16 protein-coding genes, 1 tRNA gene, 1 rRNA gene, 1 other RNA gene, 2 pseudogenes and 1 other annotated feature are annotated in these 18,263 nt (G+C 39.6%); of the genes and pseudogenes, 15 read left to right on the plus strand and 6 right to left on the minus strand.

The window, feature by feature from the left end:
• Positions 1 to 114, plus strand: a 5S ribosomal RNA gene (rrf, locus tag LC033_RS14880); the annotation flags it as partial.
• 11 nt (positions 115 to 125) lie between these two features.
• Here rrf and LC033_RS14885 read toward each other — a convergent pair.
• Positions 126 to 1,094 (minus strand): YaaC family protein, encoded by a 969-nt coding sequence (locus tag LC033_RS14885; RefSeq protein ID WP_226569742.1) that lies wholly within the window; start codon positions 1,092 to 1,094, stop codon positions 126 to 128.
• Positions 1,095 to 1,215: 121 nt separating this feature from the next.
• Here LC033_RS14885 and guaB point away from each other — a divergent pair, with 121 nt between their 5' ends.
• On the plus strand, positions 1,216 to 2,682 hold the full coding sequence (guaB, locus tag LC033_RS14890; RefSeq protein WP_226569744.1) for an IMP dehydrogenase: 1,467 nt from the start codon (positions 1,216 to 1,218) through the stop codon (positions 2,680 to 2,682).
• Positions 2,683 to 2,842: 160 nt separating this feature from the next.
• On the plus strand, positions 2,843 to 4,162 hold the full coding sequence (locus LC033_RS14895; protein WP_226569746.1) for a D-alanyl-D-alanine carboxypeptidase family protein: 1,320 nt from the start codon (positions 2,843 to 2,845) through the stop codon (positions 4,160 to 4,162).
• Between the two features lie 41 nt (positions 4,163 to 4,203).
• Here LC033_RS14895 and pdxR read toward each other — a convergent pair whose 3' ends face one another.
• Complete coding sequence (gene pdxR, locus LC033_RS14900) at positions 4,204 to 5,682, minus strand: MocR-like pyridoxine biosynthesis transcription factor PdxR (RefSeq protein WP_226569749.1); 1,479 nt, start codon at positions 5,680 to 5,682, stop codon at positions 4,204 to 4,206.
• Positions 5,683 to 5,908: 226 nt separating this feature from the next.
• On the opposite strand from pdxR, the gene pdxS reads away from it, so the two are divergent.
• The 5 genes and pseudogenes from pdxS to LC033_RS14925 all read left to right on the plus strand — a co-directional run bounded on the left by pdxS (position 5,909) and on the right by LC033_RS14925 (position 10,153).
• The gene (gene pdxS / locus LC033_RS14905; protein ID WP_226569751.1) at positions 5,909 to 6,793 is read left to right on the plus strand and encodes a pyridoxal 5'-phosphate synthase lyase subunit PdxS; all 885 of its coding nucleotides are present in this window, start codon (positions 5,909 to 5,911) and stop codon (positions 6,791 to 6,793) included.
• A 20-nt stretch (positions 6,794 to 6,813) separates the two neighbouring features.
• Positions 6,814 to 7,404 carry a pyridoxal 5'-phosphate synthase glutaminase subunit PdxT gene (gene pdxT, locus LC033_RS14910; protein ID WP_226569753.1) on the plus strand — a complete coding sequence of 197 codons (591 nt, stop codon included), beginning with the start codon at positions 6,814 to 6,816 and terminating at the stop codon, positions 7,402 to 7,404.
• A gap of 53 nt (positions 7,405 to 7,457) precedes the next feature.
• Positions 7,458 to 7,674: a binding site (T-box leader), on the plus strand.
• A gap of 49 nt (positions 7,675 to 7,723) precedes the next feature.
• Positions 7,724 to 8,998 (plus strand): serine--tRNA ligase, encoded by a 1,275-nt coding sequence (serS, locus tag LC033_RS14915; RefSeq protein WP_226569755.1) that lies wholly within the window; start codon positions 7,724 to 7,726, stop codon positions 8,996 to 8,998.
• 596 nt (positions 8,999 to 9,594) lie between these two features.
• Positions 9,595 to 9,930, plus strand: a pseudogene (locus LC033_RS17390) (methyl-accepting chemotaxis protein); the annotation flags it as partial.
• 130 nt (positions 9,931 to 10,060) lie between these two features.
• Positions 10,061 to 10,153: transfer RNA gene (locus LC033_RS14925), tRNA-Ser, on the plus strand.
• An 85-nt stretch (positions 10,154 to 10,238) separates the two neighbouring features.
• Here LC033_RS14925 and LC033_RS14930 read toward each other — a convergent pair.
• The 4 genes and pseudogenes from LC033_RS14930 to LC033_RS14945 all read right to left on the minus strand — a co-directional run bounded on the left by LC033_RS14930 (position 10,239) and on the right by LC033_RS14945 (position 13,449).
• Complete coding sequence (locus LC033_RS14930; protein ID WP_226569758.1) at positions 10,239 to 10,898, minus strand: deoxynucleoside kinase; 660 nt, start codon at positions 10,896 to 10,898, stop codon at positions 10,239 to 10,241.
• Positions 10,895 to 11,518, minus strand: a complete 624-nt coding sequence (locus tag LC033_RS14935; RefSeq protein ID WP_226569760.1) for a deoxynucleoside kinase — start codon at positions 11,516 to 11,518, stop codon at positions 10,895 to 10,897. Before LC033_RS14935 ends, LC033_RS14930 begins: the two co-directional genes overlap by 4 nt.
• A gap of 79 nt (positions 11,519 to 11,597) precedes the next feature.
• A complete protein-coding gene (locus LC033_RS14940; protein WP_446680375.1) occupies positions 11,598 to 12,845 on the minus strand; it encodes a glycosyl hydrolase family 18 protein in 1,248 nt (415 codons plus the stop codon).
• 99 nt (positions 12,846 to 12,944) lie between these two features.
• A pseudogene (locus LC033_RS14945) lies at positions 12,945 to 13,449 on the minus strand (cysteine hydrolase family protein).
• Positions 13,450 to 13,564: 115 nt separating this feature from the next.
• Between LC033_RS14945 and tadA the strand changes: the two are divergent.
• The 7 genes from tadA to LC033_RS14980 all read left to right on the plus strand — a co-directional run bounded on the left by tadA (position 13,565) and on the right by LC033_RS14980 (position 17,932).
• The gene (gene tadA / locus LC033_RS14950) at positions 13,565 to 14,041 is read left to right on the plus strand and encodes a tRNA adenosine(34) deaminase TadA (RefSeq protein WP_226569764.1); all 477 of its coding nucleotides are present in this window, start codon (positions 13,565 to 13,567) and stop codon (positions 14,039 to 14,041) included.
• A gap of 76 nt (positions 14,042 to 14,117) precedes the next feature.
• An RNA gene (ffs, locus tag LC033_RS14955) (signal recognition particle sRNA large type) lies at positions 14,118 to 14,382 on the plus strand.
• Between the two features lie 303 nt (positions 14,383 to 14,685).
• On the plus strand, positions 14,686 to 16,398 hold the full coding sequence (gene dnaX / locus LC033_RS14960) for a DNA polymerase III subunit gamma/tau (protein WP_226569766.1): 1,713 nt from the start codon (positions 14,686 to 14,688) through the stop codon (positions 16,396 to 16,398).
• A gap of 25 nt (positions 16,399 to 16,423) precedes the next feature.
• Positions 16,424 to 16,747 (plus strand): YbaB/EbfC family nucleoid-associated protein, encoded by a 324-nt coding sequence (locus LC033_RS14965; RefSeq protein ID WP_099679287.1) that lies wholly within the window; start codon positions 16,424 to 16,426, stop codon positions 16,745 to 16,747.
• Between the two features lie 15 nt (positions 16,748 to 16,762).
• Positions 16,763 to 17,359 carry a recombination protein RecR gene (gene recR / locus LC033_RS14970; protein ID WP_226569768.1) on the plus strand — a complete coding sequence of 199 codons (597 nt, stop codon included), beginning with the start codon at positions 16,763 to 16,765 and terminating at the stop codon, positions 17,357 to 17,359.
• 18 nt (positions 17,360 to 17,377) lie between these two features.
• Entirely contained in the window at positions 17,378 to 17,602 is a 225-nt protein-coding gene (locus LC033_RS14975; protein ID WP_226569771.1) for a YaaL family protein, read from the plus strand.
• Positions 17,603 to 17,668: 66 nt separating this feature from the next.
• Positions 17,669 to 17,932 (plus strand): pro-sigmaK processing inhibitor BofA family protein, encoded by a 264-nt coding sequence (locus LC033_RS14980; protein WP_226569773.1) that lies wholly within the window; start codon positions 17,669 to 17,671, stop codon positions 17,930 to 17,932.
• Positions 17,933 to 18,263 lie beyond the last annotated feature (331 nt).

Raw genomic sequence — 18,263 nt, forward strand, 5'->3', positions numbered from 1 at the left:
TGGTGGCGATAGCGAAGAGGTCACACCCGTTCCCATACCGAACACGGAAGTTAAGCTCTTCAGCGCCGATGGTAGTTGGGGGTTTCCCCCTGTGAGAGTAGGACGCCGCCAAGCTTTATTAAGGATCAGTTCCAGACGGAACTGGTCTTTTTTGTGTTTTCTTCTAACAACATCATGATATAGGATGGAAACTTTTCTTCTGCAATCTCCATGTAGCGTTCAATCATGACGTAATCATCACTAATGTATTGAGACAGCAGCTCGTACCACCATTCTGTTTCGTAACGAGCAATCATACTAAGGTTATACATTAACAAGTAATGGCTGATAATCTCTGGAATCCCTAGAAATGCATCTCGTGTTGATGGAATAAACCAATGATCCATTTCTAAATCATAATGAAGATGAGTAGCAAGAGCAGGATTTTCTTCTAGAAATACATCAAACGTCAGCTTTTTGGCTTCTCTCTGTTTGAGCTTCCAACTTGTATGGAATTCAAAATACTCAATAAACCGTTCAACTGACATATTATAAAGCAGTGGAATATGATCTTGAATCATGATTCCATTGGATTGTTTCACTTTGACTAATGTTAAAGGCAGCTTTTGAAACTCAAGAACATGACTCATTTCAGGTATTTTCGAAAGGAGATGGATCATCGTAAATCGCTCATCTTCAAGGCCATCTAAATGAAATAAGTACTTTAACACATGCATGCATAGTCCATTTCGTTGAATTTTTACTTCATCTTCACTAAAACGATAATGCTGTTTTTTTCTTTTTCTTGACGTCACGCCATGAGCTAAGACAGAGGTTTGAGAAGGATAATGGGGATCAACTGTCAGCAAACATGCTTTCAGCAGCTGCGCCATCCCATAAAATAATAAAATCGGCTTTAGTTCTAGTGGAGCTATGGCGGCCTGTTCATAGAATGTATGACCATGTTTTAAAAAATAAATAAAGCGCTCACAGTTTTTATAGGCTTGTTGACTCGCATCTTGAATATTTCGTTTCTCATATTGTTGAAATAGAAACTTCTGGGAAGTTTCAAGTGAGTAAAAACGTTTTAAATCCTTCCATCCTGAACTTTTCATCTTCTTCCTCAACTCTCTCTATATTTTCTAAAAATTGCAACTGTTTGTTGCTTCCTTGACATGCTGTTTTCTAGTTGATAATCTACATATAATATTTTGCCGAAAAGAGGGGGATTTACTAATGTGGGAAAGTAAATTTTCAAAAGAAGGTTTGACGTTTGACGATGTTTTGCTTGTTCCAGCAAAGTCTGAGGTGCTTCCACGTGATGTCGATTTATCAGTTGAATTAACAAGCACATTAAAGCTCAACATTCCAATTATTAGTGCAGGAATGGATACTGTGACGGAATCACAAATGGCGATTGCAATGGCACGTCAAGGTGGTCTGGGTATCGTTCATAAGAACATGTCCATTGAACAGCAAGCAGAACAAGTGGACAAAGTAAAACGCTCAGAGCGTGGTGTTATTACAAATCCATTCTTCTTAACACCAGATCATCAAGTGTTCGATGCAGAGCATTTAATGGGTAAATACCGTATTTCTGGTGTGCCGATTGTAAACAACGAAGAAGATCAAAAGCTTGTTGGTATTATTACGAATCGTGACCTTCGTTTTATTTCGGATTATTCAATGAAGATTAGCGATGTGATGACAAAAGAGGAACTTGTTACAGCATCTGTTGGAACAACATTGGAAGAAGCTGAAAAAATTCTACAGCAATACAAAATTGAAAAGTTACCTCTTTTAGATGATGAAGGAACGTTAAAAGGTCTCATCACAATCAAAGATATTGAAAAAGTGATTGAATTCCCTAACTCCTCTAAAGATGCACATGGCCGTTTAATTGTGGGTGCCGCTGTTGGTGTCACTGGCGACACAATGACTCGTGTGAAAAAATTAGTTGAAGCCAATGTTGATGTCATTGTCATTGATACAGCACACGGTCATTCCCAAGGTGTTCTAAACACTGTATCGAAAATCCGTGAAACATATCCTTCTCTTAACATCATTGCTGGTAATGTTGCGACAGCTGAAGCAACAAAGGCATTATTTGAAGCAGGAGCAGATATTGTGAAAGTTGGTATCGGACCAGGATCAATTTGTACAACACGTGTTGTTGCAGGTGTGGGTGTACCACAAATCACAGCGATTTATGACTGTGCAACAGAAGCAAGAAAGCATGGTAAAGCTATTATTGCAGATGGCGGAATTAAATATTCAGGTGATATCGTGAAAGCACTAGCTTCTGGTGGACATGCCGTTATGCTAGGGAGCCTTCTAGCGGGTACATCTGAAAGTCCAGGAGAAACAGAAATTTTCCAAGGTAGACGCTTCAAGGTTTATCGCGGTATGGGTTCTGTTGCTGCAATGGAAAAAGGAAGTAAAGATCGTTACTTCCAAGAAGATAATAAAAAATTCGTTCCAGAAGGTATTGAAGGCCGTACACCATACAAAGGGCCAGTTGTTGATACAGTTTATCAACTAGTTGGCGGAATTCGTTCTGGTATGGGCTATTGTGGAACTCAAGACTTACGTACACTTAGAGAAGAAGCACAGTTCATTCGCATGACAGGTGCAGGTCTTCGTGAGAGCCATCCACATGATGTGCAAATTACAAAAGAATCACCAAACTACACAATTTCTTGATAAATTGTGACAATCAAATTACATTTGACAGGGACTATGGCTCTGTCTATTTTTTTTATCTTTATTGTGATAAAATTTATACTGTTGTGTTGAAATAAGCCCTTGTGGATTAAATATATATGAAAAACGTCGAAAAAAGATGAATACGGAGGTATGACGATTGAACAGCAAGATGTTGAAACAGCTTATGGTCTCTATCCTTGCACTGGCATTGATTGTTACAATGTTTACACCAATGTCCAAAGCAAAAGCGGCTGAAGATCCATTCAATGTGAATGCGAAAGCAGCCATCCTTATTGAAGCTTCTACAGGTAAAATTCTTTATAGTAAAAACGCAGAACAAAGGCTGCCTATTGCAAGTATGGCAAAGATGATGACAGAGTATCTATTGCTAGAGGCTATTTCTGAAGGCAAAGTAAAATGGGATCAAACGTATACGCCAGATGATTATGTATACGAAATTTCTCAGGACCGCAGTTTATCCAATGTTCCTTTGAGAAAAGATGGCTCGTATACAGTCAAAGAACTTTATCAAGCAATGGCTATTTATTCAGCAAATGCAGCAGCGATTGGCCTAGCAGAGGTGATCGCTGGATCAGAATCGAAGTTCGTTGAAAAAATGAACGCAAAAGCGAAAGAACTAGGTTTAACAAACTACAAATTCGTCAATGCAACTGGTCTAGAAAATAAAGACCTACACGGCAAACAGCCAAATGGTACGGGTCCTGATGAAGAAAGTGAAGTATCTGCGAAGGATATGGCATTGCTTGCACAGCACCTTATCAAAGACCACCCAGAAATTCTTGAAACAGCAAGTATCGCTAAAACAAAGTTCAGAGAAGGCACAGACGATGAAATGGACATGCCCAACTGGAACTTCATGCTTAAAGGACTTGTGAGTGAATATGAAGGAGTGGACGGTCTGAAAACGGGCTCTACTGATTCAGCTGGTTCAAGCTTTACAGGTACAGCAAAACAAGGTGACATGCGTGTCATCGCAGTCATCTTGAATGCAAAAGGAAATCTCCATACATCTCGTTTCGATGTGGCGAAAAAACTTTTCGACTATGCTTTTAAAAACTTTACGATGAAAGAAATGTACAAAGAAGGTCAGCAAATCAATGAAGACATCGGAGTCGATAAAGGGAAAGATAAAGAAGTATCCGTCGTAACGAAAGAAGCTTTTTCTGTGCCAGTCAAAAATGGTTTCGAGAAGAGCTATAAAGCAAAAGTAAATATCGAGAAAAAGAACTTAGAAGCTCCTATTAAAAAAGGAACGAAGGTTGGCATGCTGACGACTTCTTATTCTGGTGATGAGAAGGACTATGGCTATTTGAATAAAGACCAATCAGGTGTTGAGCTTGTGACGAAAACAGGTGTTGAAAAAGCAAACTGGTTCATCCTTGCAGTGCGCGGTGTAGGTGGATTCTTCGCTGGCATTTGGGGCGGAATCGTTGATACAGTAACAGGTTGGTTCTAATAAAAAACTGCTCTCTATTTATGGAGGGCAGTTTTTTGTCGTTAAAAGAAAAGCGATTGTTTGTGATTTTGAGGGGTGGACAAGGCTTGCTGAAAAATACCACATAATTTTTCCATGCCTTCAGCCAGAGATTTTTCATTCACATAAGAAAAACTGAGGCGGATATAATTCTGCTTCGGCTCCCCAGGGTAGCAGACAGAGCCTGGCAAAAAGGTGATTTGCTGCTTACGCGCTTCATGTAATAGTGCACGCGTATCGACCCAGTAAGGAAAGCTGAGCCATAAATTGAGACCGCCCTGTGGAACTTGCCATGTGACGTCCTTTAGTGCATGCTTCGTCAAAATATCCACCATTAAATCGCGTCTCACCTTCAAGGCTGTTCTTAACTTCTTCGTATGCTCAATCATTTTCTTTGACGTTAAAAACGGTAAAATGGCCTTTTGTGTGAGAAGAGGGCTGCCCAAATCATTATTGGCCTTTGCAGCTAATAAACGATTAAATATAGAGCCTGATGCAGTAATGATCCCAATTCTGCACCCTGGAGCAAGTGTTTTACTTAATCCTCGTAAATAAATGACGTGTCCATCGTGATCCAGACTTTTAATTGGTGATGGCGGCTTCTTTTCAAAATAAAGCTCTCGATAGGGATCATCTTCTACAATGAGACAATCTATGCTTTGTGCCAGTGAGAGAAGCTGTTTTCTGCGTTTCATCGACATACTGGCGCCTGTCGGACTGTGAAAAGTAGGAATCGTATAGATAAGCTTTGGCTTATATTTATCAATTATGCTTTGAATCTGTTTCATGTTCATTCCTTCATGGTCGACAGGAACTGTAATAATTCTTGCCCCTCTACCCATAAAGACATCAATCGCACCTGGATAGGTTGGTGCTTCCATAACTACGACATCATCCGTTCCGATAAACGTACGTGCCACCAAATCAAGCCCTTGCTGAGAACCACTTGTCACAAGGATATTTTCCGGAGTAGAAGGCACATCTAATGTTTCTAAAAAAGACTGAATGACCTGACGAAGCTGAAGGTCACCTTGTATTTCTCCGTATTTCGACATGATTTGAGGATGTCGAGCGAGCACATGTTGCAATTCTTTTTCTAAATATCGGTTAGGTAAAAGGCCTGGATCGATCATAGAGGAAGAAAGGTTAATCGCTTCTTCTACATAATGATACTGAGCGAATTGAGACCTTGGCAAATAATCTGGAATGGACAATTGCCAATCGAAAGAGGTAGATGACTGAACCGGGATGTCTGTTTGCTCTTGCAACTCATCCACAAATGTCCCTTTACCTTGCACAGCTGTTAAATATCCGTCTTCCTTGAGCCGTGTATAGGCTTTTGCAGCTGTTACAAGACTCACATTGAGCTGCTTCGCTAAATCACGTACAGTTGGTAGCTTGTCCCCCTGCTGAAGTAGACCAGATTGAATGTGATCAACGATTGAAAAGTAAATCTGATTTGAAAGAGAAATATCTGAGTGTCGGTGGATATCAATATGCATGAGAATCCTCCAATGAATGTAAAATTGTTATAATTTCATTATAGCATGTAAATGATACTTAAAAGAGGAAATGCCTTCATTTCTGTTGTTAATCCTTTATATATAAAGGTTTCTTCTTTTTTGTCAGTTGTTTGAATTGTTATATGTCTCTCTTTATTGTTATACTATCTCACTTGTATGATAAAGATGTTAAAGCAAATGAATAGACAAATGGGAGGAAACAATTGTGAGCAATAAGGGAACTGAACGAGTTAAACGTGGAATGGCAGAAATGCAAAAGGGTGGCGTCATTATGGATGTCGTCAATGCTGAGCAGGCGAAAATCGCAGAAGAATCAGGTGCTGTCGCAGTCATGGCACTAGAACGAGTACCAGCTGATATCCGTGCAGCAGGCGGTGTTGCCCGTATGGCAGATCCAAGAATCGTAGAAGAAGTACAAAATGCAGTAACGATTCCAGTCATGGCAAAAGTACGTATCGGCCACATCGTGGAGGCTCGTGTTCTTGAAGCACTTTGTGTTGATTATATCGATGAGAGTGAAGTGCTAACGCCTGCAGATGAGGAATTCCATTTAAATAAAAATGAATACACGGTACCTTTTGTATGTGGATGTCGTGACCTAGGTGAAGCAACCCGCCGTATTGCAGAAGGCGCATCTATGCTGCGTACGAAAGGAGAACCTGGGACAGGTAACATTGTAGAAGCTGTTCGTCATATGAGAAAGGTTAATGCTCAGATTCGAAAAGTAGCAGCGATGAGTGAAGATGAACTAATGACAGAAGCAAAGAATCTAGGAGCACCTTATGAATTATTGCTTCAAATCAAAAAAGACGGCAAACTACCAGTTGTTAACTTTGCAGCTGGAGGCGTTGCGACACCAGCAGATGCTGCGTTAATGATGCAGCTTGGAGCAGACGGTGTATTTGTCGGATCCGGTATTTTCAAATCAGAAAATCCTGCGAAGTTTGCCAAAGCGATTGTTGAAGCAACAACTCATTTCACAGATTACCGTCTCATTGCAGAGCTTTCTAAAGAATTGGGGACAGCCATGAAAGGAATTGAAATATCAAATCTACTGCCAGAAGAACGTATGCAAGAGCGTGGCTGGTAATTAAGGGAGCGCAAACGAACATGCTAACAATTGGTGTACTAGGGCTTCAAGGAGCGGTGAGAGAGCATATTCAATCGATTGAAGCTTGTGGCGCAGAAGGAAAGATCATTAAACGAGTAGAAGAGCTAGAAACTGTTGACGGTTTAATAATCCCTGGTGGAGAAAGTACGACGATGAGAAGACTCATGGATACGTACCAATTCATTGATCCGATCAAAGCGTTCGCTGCTCAAGGGAAACCGATCTTTGGAACATGTGCGGGTTTGATTATGTTGGCAAAGTATGTAGAAGGTCGAGAAGATCCTCACCTTGGACTGTTAAATGTATCTGTCGCACGTAATTCATTTGGTAGACAGGTAGACAGCTTTGAAGGAGATGTAGAAGTGAAAGGACTGGATGTACCCTTTACAGGGGTGTTTATCCGTGCACCTCATATCATCAGTGCTGATGAAAGCGTAGAGGTCATGGCTGAGTATGATGGCAGGATTGTGATGGCGAAAGAAAACCATATCTTAGGTTGTTCTTTTCATCCAGAGCTGACAGATGACCACCGGTTAACGCAGCTGTTTGTTGAGATGGTGCAGTCCTACAAAACGAAACGAGCTGTATAAAACGGTTGAAAAGAGATAAAACTTATAGTACATTAAAATCACAATCAAAGATCGAAAAAGCGTTGACGGGAAATAGTAAGAAGCTCCTCTTTCTCAGAGAGCCGATGGTTGGTGAGAATCGGTGAAAGATGCATTCTGAATCCATCCTTGAGCGAAATGCTGAAACAAGTGAAGTAAGCATTTACGGTGATGCCGTTACAAAGGAAAGAGGAAAGCATGATTATGCATGTTTTCAATCAGGGTGGCAACGCGAGAGCTCTCGTCCCTTTCATGGGATGAGGGCTTTTTTTATTTTTCGATAAAAAAAGGAGTGTAACACATGCTGGATATTAAACAACTGCGCACGGACTTTGATCAAATTAAAGAAAAGCTAGCACACCGTGGCGAAGATTTAGCGGATTTTGATAAGTTTGGTGAGCTGGATCAAAAAAGAAGAGAATTAATCGGTAAAACAGAAGAATTAAAAAGCCGAAGAAATGAAGTATCACAGCAAATAGCCGTTTTAAAAAGAGAAAAGAAAGACGCCGATCACATTATTCAAGAGATGCGTCAGGTAGGAGATGAGATTAAGAAGCTGGATGATGAGTTAAGAACAGTAGAAGACAGTCTGCAAACCATCCTTTTCTCAATTCCGAATATTCCTCATGACTCTGTACCGGTTGGTGAAACAGAAGATAACAACATTGAAGTGAGAAAATGGGGGGAACAGCCAGCATTCTCATTTGAACCAAAGCCTCATTGGGATGTAGCAGACGAGCTAAATATTTTAGATTTTGAACGTGCAGGAAAAGTCACAGGAAGCCGTTTCGTTTTTTATAAAGGGCTAGGCGCACGCTTAGAGCGTGCACTCTATAACTTTATGCTTGATTTACATGTAGATGAATTTGGTTTTATTGAAGTGCTTCCGCCTTACATGGTCAATAGAGCAAGCATGACCGGGACTGGCCAGCTTCCAAAGTTCGAAGAGGACGCATTTAAAATTCGCGAAGAAGATTATTTCCTCATTCCAACAGCTGAAGTGCCAATTACCAACATGCACCGTGACGAAATCCTTGAAGGAGAGCAACTGCCAATTAATTATGCAGCTTTCAGTGCGTGCTTTAGATCAGAAGCTGGCTCTGCCGGTAGAGATACACGCGGACTCATCCGTCAGCATCAATTCAACAAGGTAGAGCTCGTGAAGTTTGTCAGACCAGAAGATTCTTATGAAGAATTAGAGAAACTAACGAATCAAGCAGAAAAAGTCCTTCAGCTATTGAACCTACCTTACCGTGTCATGAGCATGTGTACGGGAGATTTAGGCTTCACAGCTGCGAAGAAATACGACATCGAAGTATGGATTCCGAGCCAAAATACGTATCGTGAAATTTCTTCTTGCAGTAATTTTGAAGCTTTTCAAGCAAGACGAGCAAACATTCGTTTCCGCCCAGAGCCTAAGGCAAAACCTGAACATGTCCACACATTAAATGGATCTGGTTTAGCGGTAGGAAGAACCGTAGCAGCCATTTTGGAAAACTACCAACAAGAGGACGGCACAGTGATTATTCCAGAGGTACTGCGTCCTTATATGGGAAATAAAGAAGTGATGAAATAAGGTGCCGCCACGGCATCTTATTCTTTTTACCTAAACTCCTACAGCTTTTCTAAATGAAGCCGATAAAAAAACTAAAAGCTTCTAGGAAAGAAGGAATAATTTTGAATAGGCTTGACTATTATGTTGAAATGGCTCATTTACTCAGAAAAGTTTTAGATGAAAGTATCCTTTTCGGCATTACTGATACAGAGAAGGTGATTTGTTATTACCCGTCCAAAACAGTAGATTTTGGCATTAAAGTAGGGGACGCATTGAACCCAGAGGACCAAAATGTGGCGACGACATTAAGAGGACAAGAATACGACGGTCATTTACCAGAGTCATTATATGGTTATGAAATTGCTGTAAAAGGTTATCCGATTTTTGATGGAGATAGAAAAGTGATTGGCTCATTTTTAGTGGCCTTTTCACATCACCGTGAAAAGAAATTAAGTGGATATATGGAGCATATTAATAAAGTAGCGAAAGAACTACAAGGTGGAATTGAGCAAATTGCTGCGCATTCACAAGAGTTGGCTGCTACTAGTTTAGAAATAAGCGAGCAGGCAGAAAGAGCGGAAGAGAAGTCTTCGAACATTGAAGAAGTTGTCAAAACCATTGGCGGGATTGCAAGACAAACAAACCTGCTAGGACTAAATGCTGCAATTGAAGCGGCAAGAGCAGGTGAAAATGGAAAAGGATTTGCAGTCGTTGCAGATGAGGTGCGTAAATTATCAGATGGTTCAAAGGAAGCGGCTGAAACCATTAATACATTCCTTAAAGAAATCCAAGACAGCATTGGCACTTTGTCTGAAAACATCTCGCAAATCAGCAGTTCAACAAACGAACAAGCCAAACAAGTGACAGACTTTACGAAGATTATCGAATCATTAAATGAGTTTAAAGAAGAGATGAATCATTTCATTGAAGAAATTAGACAGGAAACGAAATAGATCAAGAGCAGCCGTTATTTGGCTGCTTTTTTATAGGCAAATAATCATGAAAAAATAACATATTGGAATTTTTTTTGAATAGATGTTGACTTTAAATGATATGATATGATATATTAATTCTTGTCGATACGGAGGAATACCCAAGTCCGGCTGAAGGGATCGGTCTTGAAAACCGACAGGGGTGTCAAAGCCCGCGGGGGTTCGAATCCCTCTTCCTCCGCCATATTGATATTACCTTAGTTGAATTGAAACGCAAGCATAAAAATTGGAAATCGTCTACCCTCTGCATTCGAAATGCAGGGGGTTTTTTATTGCGTTAAAGAACGATTTTTTTGAATAACAGAAGCAATTTCGTGAAGAATGGGATCAAGCGAGCTTTCATCATGAAGTAAGTCATAATTTTCGATATTAATTTTAATCACTGGGCATAATTCGAATTGTTCGATCCACTCAGTATATCGAGTGTACATTTCTTCCCAATATGCTCGATCTGTTTGAGTTTCCATCTCTCTCCCGCGCTCTTCAATACGATGTAATATATGATCTAAGTCCCCATGTAAATAAATGAGTACATCAGGGTGAGGGAAGTAAGGTGTCATCACCATCGCCTCAAATAGACTCGTATACGTTTCATAGTCTACCTCAGACATTGTACCTTTGTCAGCGTGCATTTTAGCAAAGATGTCTGTGTCCTCATAGATTGAACGATCTTGCACATATCCTCCACCAGACTCAAAAATTCGCTTCTGCTCCTTAAAACGCTCAGCAAGAAAATAGACCTGTAAATGAAAGCTCCACCTTTGGAAATCTGAATAAAAAGGCTCTAAGTATGGGTTGTCATCTACTTTTTCAAGAGAGGTTTGAAATCCTAGCTTGTCCGCTATTGTTTTAGTCATGGTTGATTTTCCGACACCGACAGTCCCGGCAATTGTTATGACTGCATCCTTTGGTATTTCGATATTTTTCATAGCACTTGCTCCTTTATGTTCTGTACAATTTGCTTGTAATCTTGCTGTGAGGAAACGAAGTCTGTATGATCTCCTTCAATTGTGAAGATAGGAAGCTCTTGGTCAGTCTGTTTTAAATGTTCAATGGCCAGCTCATAATCTTCAATTAAGGTTTTTAAATAAGCTGGGTCGATGTCTTCTTCAAAAGAACGTCCTCTCATTTGTATTCTATTAATTAAGGTGGGAAGGCTGGCTTTTATATAGATCATAGCATTGGGTTTAGGAAGATCATCTGTTAGCAAGTGATAGATCATTCTGTACTTATCCATGTGTTTTTTTGATAATGTTCTTTCTGCAAATATTATATTTTTATAGACATGATAATCAGTGACAACCGGTTGCTGTTTTTTGACATAGCTTTCTTCAATAGATTCTAACTGTTTAAAACGATTGCATAGAAAGAACATCTCAAGCTGAAAGCTCGATTGCTTCATATCTTCATAAAATTTATCTAAGAATGGATTTTCTTCTACAATCTCTTTTACTAAAGGAAATTGAAATTCCTTCGCAAGCATTGTAGCCAAAGTTGTTTTTCCGGCTCCAATTGGGCCTTCCACTGCAATAAAAGGGGCAGGATACATAGGCGTTCTCCTCTATCTATAATGTTGTCAAACCAATTAATATTGTACCATACCCCTTCTGAGACAGAGAGCGAATGAATTACGATGTCGTTCTTTTTTCAATATTAAATTGATCTGATAATAAGAGCCAATTTTGTGGGAAGGATAGACCTAATTTCCAATAAGCAATCCCGTTTAAGTTTAACTCTTTAATGAGATTAAATTTGGCTTGAATAGATCTTGCGTCTTCGAACCATACCTCATGCTCTTTGTTGTTGGCAGCTGTATAGCGGAAATAAGGTGCTTGAGCCGTTTCATCGTATAGAATGGATACATTATTCTCTCTAGCAATCGCGATCGCTTGTTGGGGGCTGACGGCTTTGGCGATGGGGCCACCCTGAACGTACGGAAGCGTCCAATCATAGCCATATAAATTCTGACCCATCACAATTTTATTGGCTGGAATGACAGTCAGTGCATATTCAATCACCTGTCGGACAGGTCCAATTGGAGAGACGGCTTGTGGAGGCCCCCCGCTGTATCCCCATTCGTAGGTCATCAGCACAACATGATCGACGATCTTACCGATGGCTTCATAGTCATGGGCTTCATACCACTTTCCCTTTTGTTCACTACTTGTTTTAGGGGCAAGTGCAACAGAAATTGTCCAGCCCTCTTGATGGATACGGGTTGTTGCCTCTCTTAAAAATTGAATATAAGCATCTTTATCAGCAGGACGTAAATATTCAAAATCAAAATGGATTTCTTTTAATTGGTAATTTTGCGCAATGCGAACAATTTCATTTAAAAATGTGGTTTTGACAGATTGATTTGTTAAAAGGATTCGTCCAAGTTCATCACTGAATTTTTCGTTCTCTAGATTTGTGACCACCATCGATAATACGGTTCTGCTTTGAGCGGCAATCTCAGGTAGTTGATCTAACGGTGGTTCTCGCAGTGTTCCGTCTCTTTGTGCTTGAAAACTAAAGGCGAGTAGATGGGTTAAGTATGGAGAGGCCTCTCGAGCTGCTTGCTTTAAATTTTCACTGACTTGATCTCCACGTGGTTCAATAAAAGCATTAGAATTAATGTTTCTTTTCGGTCTTTGTGGAATATAGAGCAAGAAGCGAATAGGAAGTATCGCTTCAGGCCGAATTCTATTCACACGTGCCAATTCTTCCACTGAAATTTGAAATCTCTTTCCAATTTGATAAAGTGTGTCATTTTGTTTGACCTCGTAAAATTGACCTCTAATTGGGATAACAATTGTTTGTCCAATGACGAGTTGATTTGGTGTTTCAATATCGTTGGTACGGATGATTTCATCTACAGTTGTTTTATAACGCATTGCAATTTCACTTAAAGTATCTCCTCTTTTGACAACATAAATTTGAATAATCAACGCCCCCTTTGTTATTGCTAACAATTTATGAGGGTATTGGATAAATCATGTTTGTTTTTCATTTGTGATATCATTGACAGTTGCGATTTTTGCAAAAAGAACGTTCTCCATCATCGTTATCTCTATCATTGTTTGAAGCAATACAATCTTTAGGTACAATCAGATTGTATTTTCGCATGTAAGCATCATTCGCTGTGAAGAGAACACAGATATTTCCTGAAATTCCAGTTAAAATAACATCCTGAACTCCTAGTTCATTTAAGAGTGTCTCTAGTGCTGTTCCATAGAAGGCAGAATGCTTAGGTTTAATTAAGAAGTAATCATCGTTCGAAGGTATCATTTGCTTTAAAATGGGGGCGCTTCTTTCGTTTTTACATTTTTCGATGACAGTTTGAATATCTGCCTTCCAAATTCCGTAGTGATCATTGATATAGATAATTGGCCAATTTTCCTTGAAAGCGTATTGTTTAAGGGCTAAAATTTTATTGGTCATTTGCTTTGTTTTTTCAGCGAGCACATGACCCATTTCAAAATCAAAGTTATTGATCATGTCAATAATAAGCAGTGCCTTTTGATGATTTGGCAAAATAAGACCTTCTTCAAAAGAGTGTGGTAATATGTTAACCACAATATCCTTTTAAAAAACATGAAAAGAGAGCCGTGCAATGATGAAAGATGAACAGTTTATGCAAGAAGCCATTTCTGAAGCCTTAAAAGCGGAACAAATAGGAGAAGTGCCGATCGGTGCCGTAATCGTTGTTGGTGATCAAATTGTGAGCCGCGCTCATAACTTAAGGGAAAGTGAACAGCGTTCAATTGCACATGCAGAATTACTTGCAATTGATGAAGCGTGTAAAACGATTGGGAGCTGGCGTTTAGAAGAAGCAGTGCTTTATGTTACGCTTGAACCATGCCCCATGTGTGCGGGCGCTATTGTACTTTCTAGAGTGAAAAAGGTCGTATTTGGTGCATACGATCCTAAAGGTGGTTGTGCAGGTACTTTAATGAATTTACTAGATGATGAGCGGTTCAATCATCAGTCTGAAGTTATCGGTGGTGTGCTTGAAAAAGAATGTGGTGAGCTGTTAAGTCAATTCTTTCGTGAACTCCGTCAACGAAAGAAACAAGCAAAAAGTAAATGAATGGATGTCGTTTGCAATTTCGGCTGATAGAAGGTATACTTATTTCTGCGTCACTAACAATTTAATATTCATTTTGCCGTGCTAAGCGGGGAGGTAGCGGTGCCCTGTACTCGCAATCCGCTCTAGCGAGGCCTAATCCCTTCTCGAGGTTCGTTTACTTCAAGGTCTGCCTTAGATAAGTGGTGTTGACGTTTGGGTCCTGCGCAATGGGAATTCATGAACCATGTCAGGTCCGGAAGGAAGCAGCATTAAGTGAAACCTCTCATGTGCCGCAGGGTTGCCTGGGCCGAGCTAACTGTTTAAGTAACGCTTGGGGTAGCGAATCGACAGAAGGTGCACGGTAAATCAATATTAAATGTAACTCATCTAGTTTATTTAGGTGAGTTTTTGTTGTTGCTCAAAGAATAGCTCAACTGCTTGATTTATACAAACAGCTTTTTACAACAAACTAGAATAGGTAACTAACGTTCTTTTTGGTCTGGCGAGTCATTTCAAAAACTAGAAAATTTGTTTTTGATACATGAAAAGTAAAAAAACTTCATATAAATTCGCTTTTTCGCTTATTAGAAAATAAAGGTGTACTTTTGAATTGATCGTTGCATCATGTATAATGAAAATGATGATAAATGGAGGAGGGCGTATTTGTGAGTTATCAAGCTTTATATCGAGTGTTCAGGCCTCAAGTTTTTGAGGATGTTGATGGACAAGAACACATCACAAAAACGTTGCAAAATGCCCTTTTGCAGAAAAAGTTTTCTCATGCTTACTTATTTTCAGGTCCTAGAGGAACAGGTAAAACAAGCGCTGCTAAGATTTTTGCAAAGGCAGTGAACTGTGAAAAGTCACCTGTTAGTGAGCCGTGTAATGAATGTGATGCTTGTAAAGGGATTACAACCGGCTCGATTTCAGACGTGATTGAAATAGATGCTGCTTCTAATAACGGGGTAGATGAAATCCGAGATATACGTGATAAAGTGAAATTTGCTCCTTCGGCGGTTACATACAAGGTTTATATTATAGATGAGGTACATATGCTCTCAATCGGGGCATTTAATGCCCTCCTTAAAACACTAGAGGAACCGCCTGCTCATTGTATCTTTATTTTGGCTACCACAGAGCCTCATAAAATTCCTCTTACCATCATATCCAGGTGTCAGCGATTTGATTTTAAACGAATCACGACAAAAGATATTGTTGCAAGAATGGAGAAAATTGTAGATGCAGAAAGCCTAAATGTACAAGGGGGTTCACTCGAGATTATTGCTAGTGCAGCAGACGGCGGTATGCGTGATGCGCTAAGCCTCTTGGATCAAGCGATCTCATTTAGTGGTGAACAACTGACAATTAATGATGCACTGCTAATTACAGGTGCTGTTTCTCAGCATTTCATTAGTCAGCTTGCTGAAGCTATTTTTGATCAAAATATTGCAGTAGCGATTGATACATTAAATGAATTGCTCCAGCAGGGGAAAGATGCTGCTAAATTAATAGAGGATATGATCTTTTACTTTAGAGATATGCTGCTTTATAAAACGGCGCCAGATCTTGAGGGAGTACTTGAAAAGGTAAAAGTCGATGAAAAGTTTGTGACGCTCTCTGATCGTGTGACACCTCAGTTTCTTTATGAGACGATTGAAGTGCTTAATAAGAGCCATCAAGAAATGAAATGGACGAATCACCCAAGGATTTTCTTTGAGGTAGCTATCGTGAAGCTTTGTCAGTCAATGATTGGAATGAAACAATCTCCTGCTAACTCTGATTTGACAGCATTAACGGATAAAATAAATAGGTTGGAACAGGAGCTATCAAGGCTAAGAGCTGAGGGAGTACCGATGTCTCAGACTCATAGTCCTAAAGAAAAAAAGGAAGCACCTCGACCACAAACAAGTCATAAAAATGGCTATCGTGTACCTGTTGGCCGAATTCACGAGATTCTAAAAGAAGCGAAACGGCCAGAGCTAGAAAAAATAAAAGGCAAATGGGGAGAGCTCCTTGTCCAATTGAAACAGCAGAATAAAGCATCTCACGCTGCACTATTAACGGATAGTGAGCCAGTTGCAGCTGCATCTCACGCCTTTGTTTTGAAATTTAAGTTTGAAATACATTGTAAAATGGTGGCTGAAGATAAAAGCGGTGTTCGAACTAACCTTGAGCACCTGCTAGAGTCTATGCTAGGAAAAAGAGTGGAATTAGTTGGCGTTCCTGACGCACAATGGGGTAAAATAAGAGGAGAATTTTTAAGAGATCATCAGCCAGATGAACAGGCAGATGGTCAGTCAACTTCTACTGAAGAAAATCCATTGATTGCGGAAGCAAAGAAGTTAGTTGGAATCGATTTAATTGAAATTAAAGATTAACAAAAGGAAAGAGAGTGGTGTTCATATGCGCGGTGGAATGGGAAACATGCAAAAAATGATGAAACAAATGCAAAAAATGCAAAAGGATATGGCTAAGGCTCAAGAGGAGCTTGCAGAAAAGGTTCTTGAAGGTACGGCAGGTGGCGGTATGGTCACTGTAAAAGTAAATGGACAAAAAGAAGTCGTTGATGTAGCAATTAATGAAGAAGTTGTTGATCCTGAAGATATCGATATGCTTCAAGACCTTGTACTTGCGGCGACAAATGACGCATTGAAAAAAATCGATGAGCTAACAAATGAAACAATGGGTAAATTCACAAAAGGAATGAACATGCCAGGTTTATTCTAGGAGGAATAACTGAAGATGCAATATCCTGAACCAATATCAAAGCTGATTGATGGCTTTATGAAATTGCCAGGAATCGGACCGAAAACTGCGGTCCGTCTGGCTTTTTTTGTTCTTAGTATGCAGGAAGATGTCGTACTAGATTTTGCGAAGGCGCTTGTAAATGCAAAGCGCAATTTAACTTATTGTTCGGTTTGCGGCCATATCACTGATCAGGACCCCTGCTATATCTGTGAAGATAAAAGAAGAGATCAATCTGTTATCTGTGTTGTACAGGATCCCAAAGATGTGATCGCAATGGAAAAGATGAAAGAATATATCGGCTTATATCATGTGCTTCATGGTGCCATTTCGCCAATGGACGGAATTGGGCCAGAGGATATTAAAATTCCTGATCTATTAAAAAGATTGCAAGACGATCAAGTAACTGAGGTGATTCTTGCAACCAACCCAAACATTGAAGGAGAAGCTACAGCCATGTATATCTCTAGATTGTTGAAACCATCAGGAATTAAACTCTCTCGTATTGCTCACGGACTCCCAGTAGGTGGAGATTTAGAGTATGCGGATGAAGTCACACTTTCAAAGGCTCTAGAAGGCAGACGTGAGATGTAGGAAGGAGAAGTATGGTACATGGGTTTTCTTCGCAGAAAATCAATTCGAAAAGAATTCGATGAGAAACTAATTCAACAGCTTTTTAAGCAAAAGGAAGAATGGAGCAGACAAAAAAAGCTTGTCGCAAATAGCGTTGAGCCTTCACCGGACATTCTATTCGAATTAAAGCTTGCTCAAGCGAAGTACTTTTTCTATCTGAGAGAAGCGAAAAAGAGGAATTTACGTTTAAACAACTGGAGGTAGCAGGTCTATTTTACATAGTCCTCTCATATGTTTGTACTATTCATATGAAGAGGAGATGAGAGGATTATGGAACCTGTTATAGTGATTGGTTCAATTTTGCTAGCTGTATTACTGTTGTTTATGTCAGGTGTTCAAGCCAATCTATTCAAATGGTTAGGGATTATCGGAGTTAAGTTTGTGGCAGGCGCTCTTTTTTTATTTTGCCTTAATTTATTCGGTGAGAGTTTAGGGCTTCATGTCTCCATTAACCCTGTAACGAGTGGAATTAGTGGTTTATTGGGCATTCCAGGCGTAGTGGCTTTAGTAGTTATTGAAAGGTTTATTATTTAATAAAAAATATTAAAATATTATTGACTTTGGTTCTATATGGTGGTAAATTAATATACGTCGCTGATGAGGAAGAAGCGAAAAAACATCATAAAAAAAATTTGTTGACACTAACAACTTCGTTGTGATAAAATATTATAGTCGTTTACCAAGAGATAAACAAGTTCTTTGAAAACTAAACAAGACAAAACGTACCTGTTAATTCGAGTTATTATAAAAAATCCTATGATACTTCATAGGTAGTCAGTCAAACTGACGAAAAACAGAACTTCGGTTTTGTTCTTTTTCGGAGAGTTTGATCCTGGCTCAGGACGAACGCTGGCGGCGTGCCTAA

It is taken from the genome of Bacillus stratosphericus (assembly GCF_020524495.1).
Taxonomy (GTDB): domain Bacteria; phylum Bacillota; class Bacilli; order Bacillales; family Bacillaceae; genus Bacillus; species Bacillus stratosphericus_B.

Coding starts and splice junctions, on each gene's coding strand:
- LC033_RS14885 (WP_226569742.1), bottom strand. CDS start 1,094: ATGAAAAGTTCAGGATGGAAGGATTTAAAACGTTTTTACTCACTTGAA.
- pdxR (WP_226569749.1), bottom strand. CDS start 5,682: ATGCATATTGATATCCACCGACACTCAGATATTTCTCTTTCAAATCAG.
- LC033_RS14930 (WP_226569758.1), bottom strand. CDS start 10,898: ATGAAAAATATCGAAATACCAAAGGATGCAGTCATAACAATTGCCGGG.
- LC033_RS14935 (WP_226569760.1), bottom strand. CDS start 11,518: ATGTATCCTGCCCCTTTTATTGCAGTGGAAGGCCCAATTGGAGCCGGA.
- pdxT (WP_226569753.1), top strand. CDS start 6,814: ATGCTAACAATTGGTGTACTAGGGCTTCAAGGAGCGGTGAGAGAGCAT.
- guaB (WP_226569744.1), top strand. CDS start 1,216: ATGTGGGAAAGTAAATTTTCAAAAGAAGGTTTGACGTTTGACGATGTT.
- tadA (WP_226569764.1), top strand. CDS start 13,565: ATGATGAAAGATGAACAGTTTATGCAAGAAGCCATTTCTGAAGCCTTA.
- LC033_RS14965 (WP_099679287.1), top strand. CDS start 16,424: ATGCGCGGTGGAATGGGAAACATGCAAAAAATGATGAAACAAATGCAA.
- LC033_RS14980 (WP_226569773.1), top strand. CDS start 17,669: ATGGAACCTGTTATAGTGATTGGTTCAATTTTGCTAGCTGTATTACTG.
- serS (WP_226569755.1), top strand. CDS start 7,724: ATGCTGGATATTAAACAACTGCGCACGGACTTTGATCAAATTAAAGAA.
- LC033_RS14975 (WP_226569771.1), top strand. CDS start 17,378: ATGGGTTTTCTTCGCAGAAAATCAATTCGAAAAGAATTCGATGAGAAA.
- recR (WP_226569768.1), top strand. CDS start 16,763: ATGCAATATCCTGAACCAATATCAAAGCTGATTGATGGCTTTATGAAA.
- LC033_RS14940 (WP_446680375.1), bottom strand. CDS start 12,845: ATGCGTTATAAAACAACTGTAGATGAAATCATCCGTACCAACGATATT.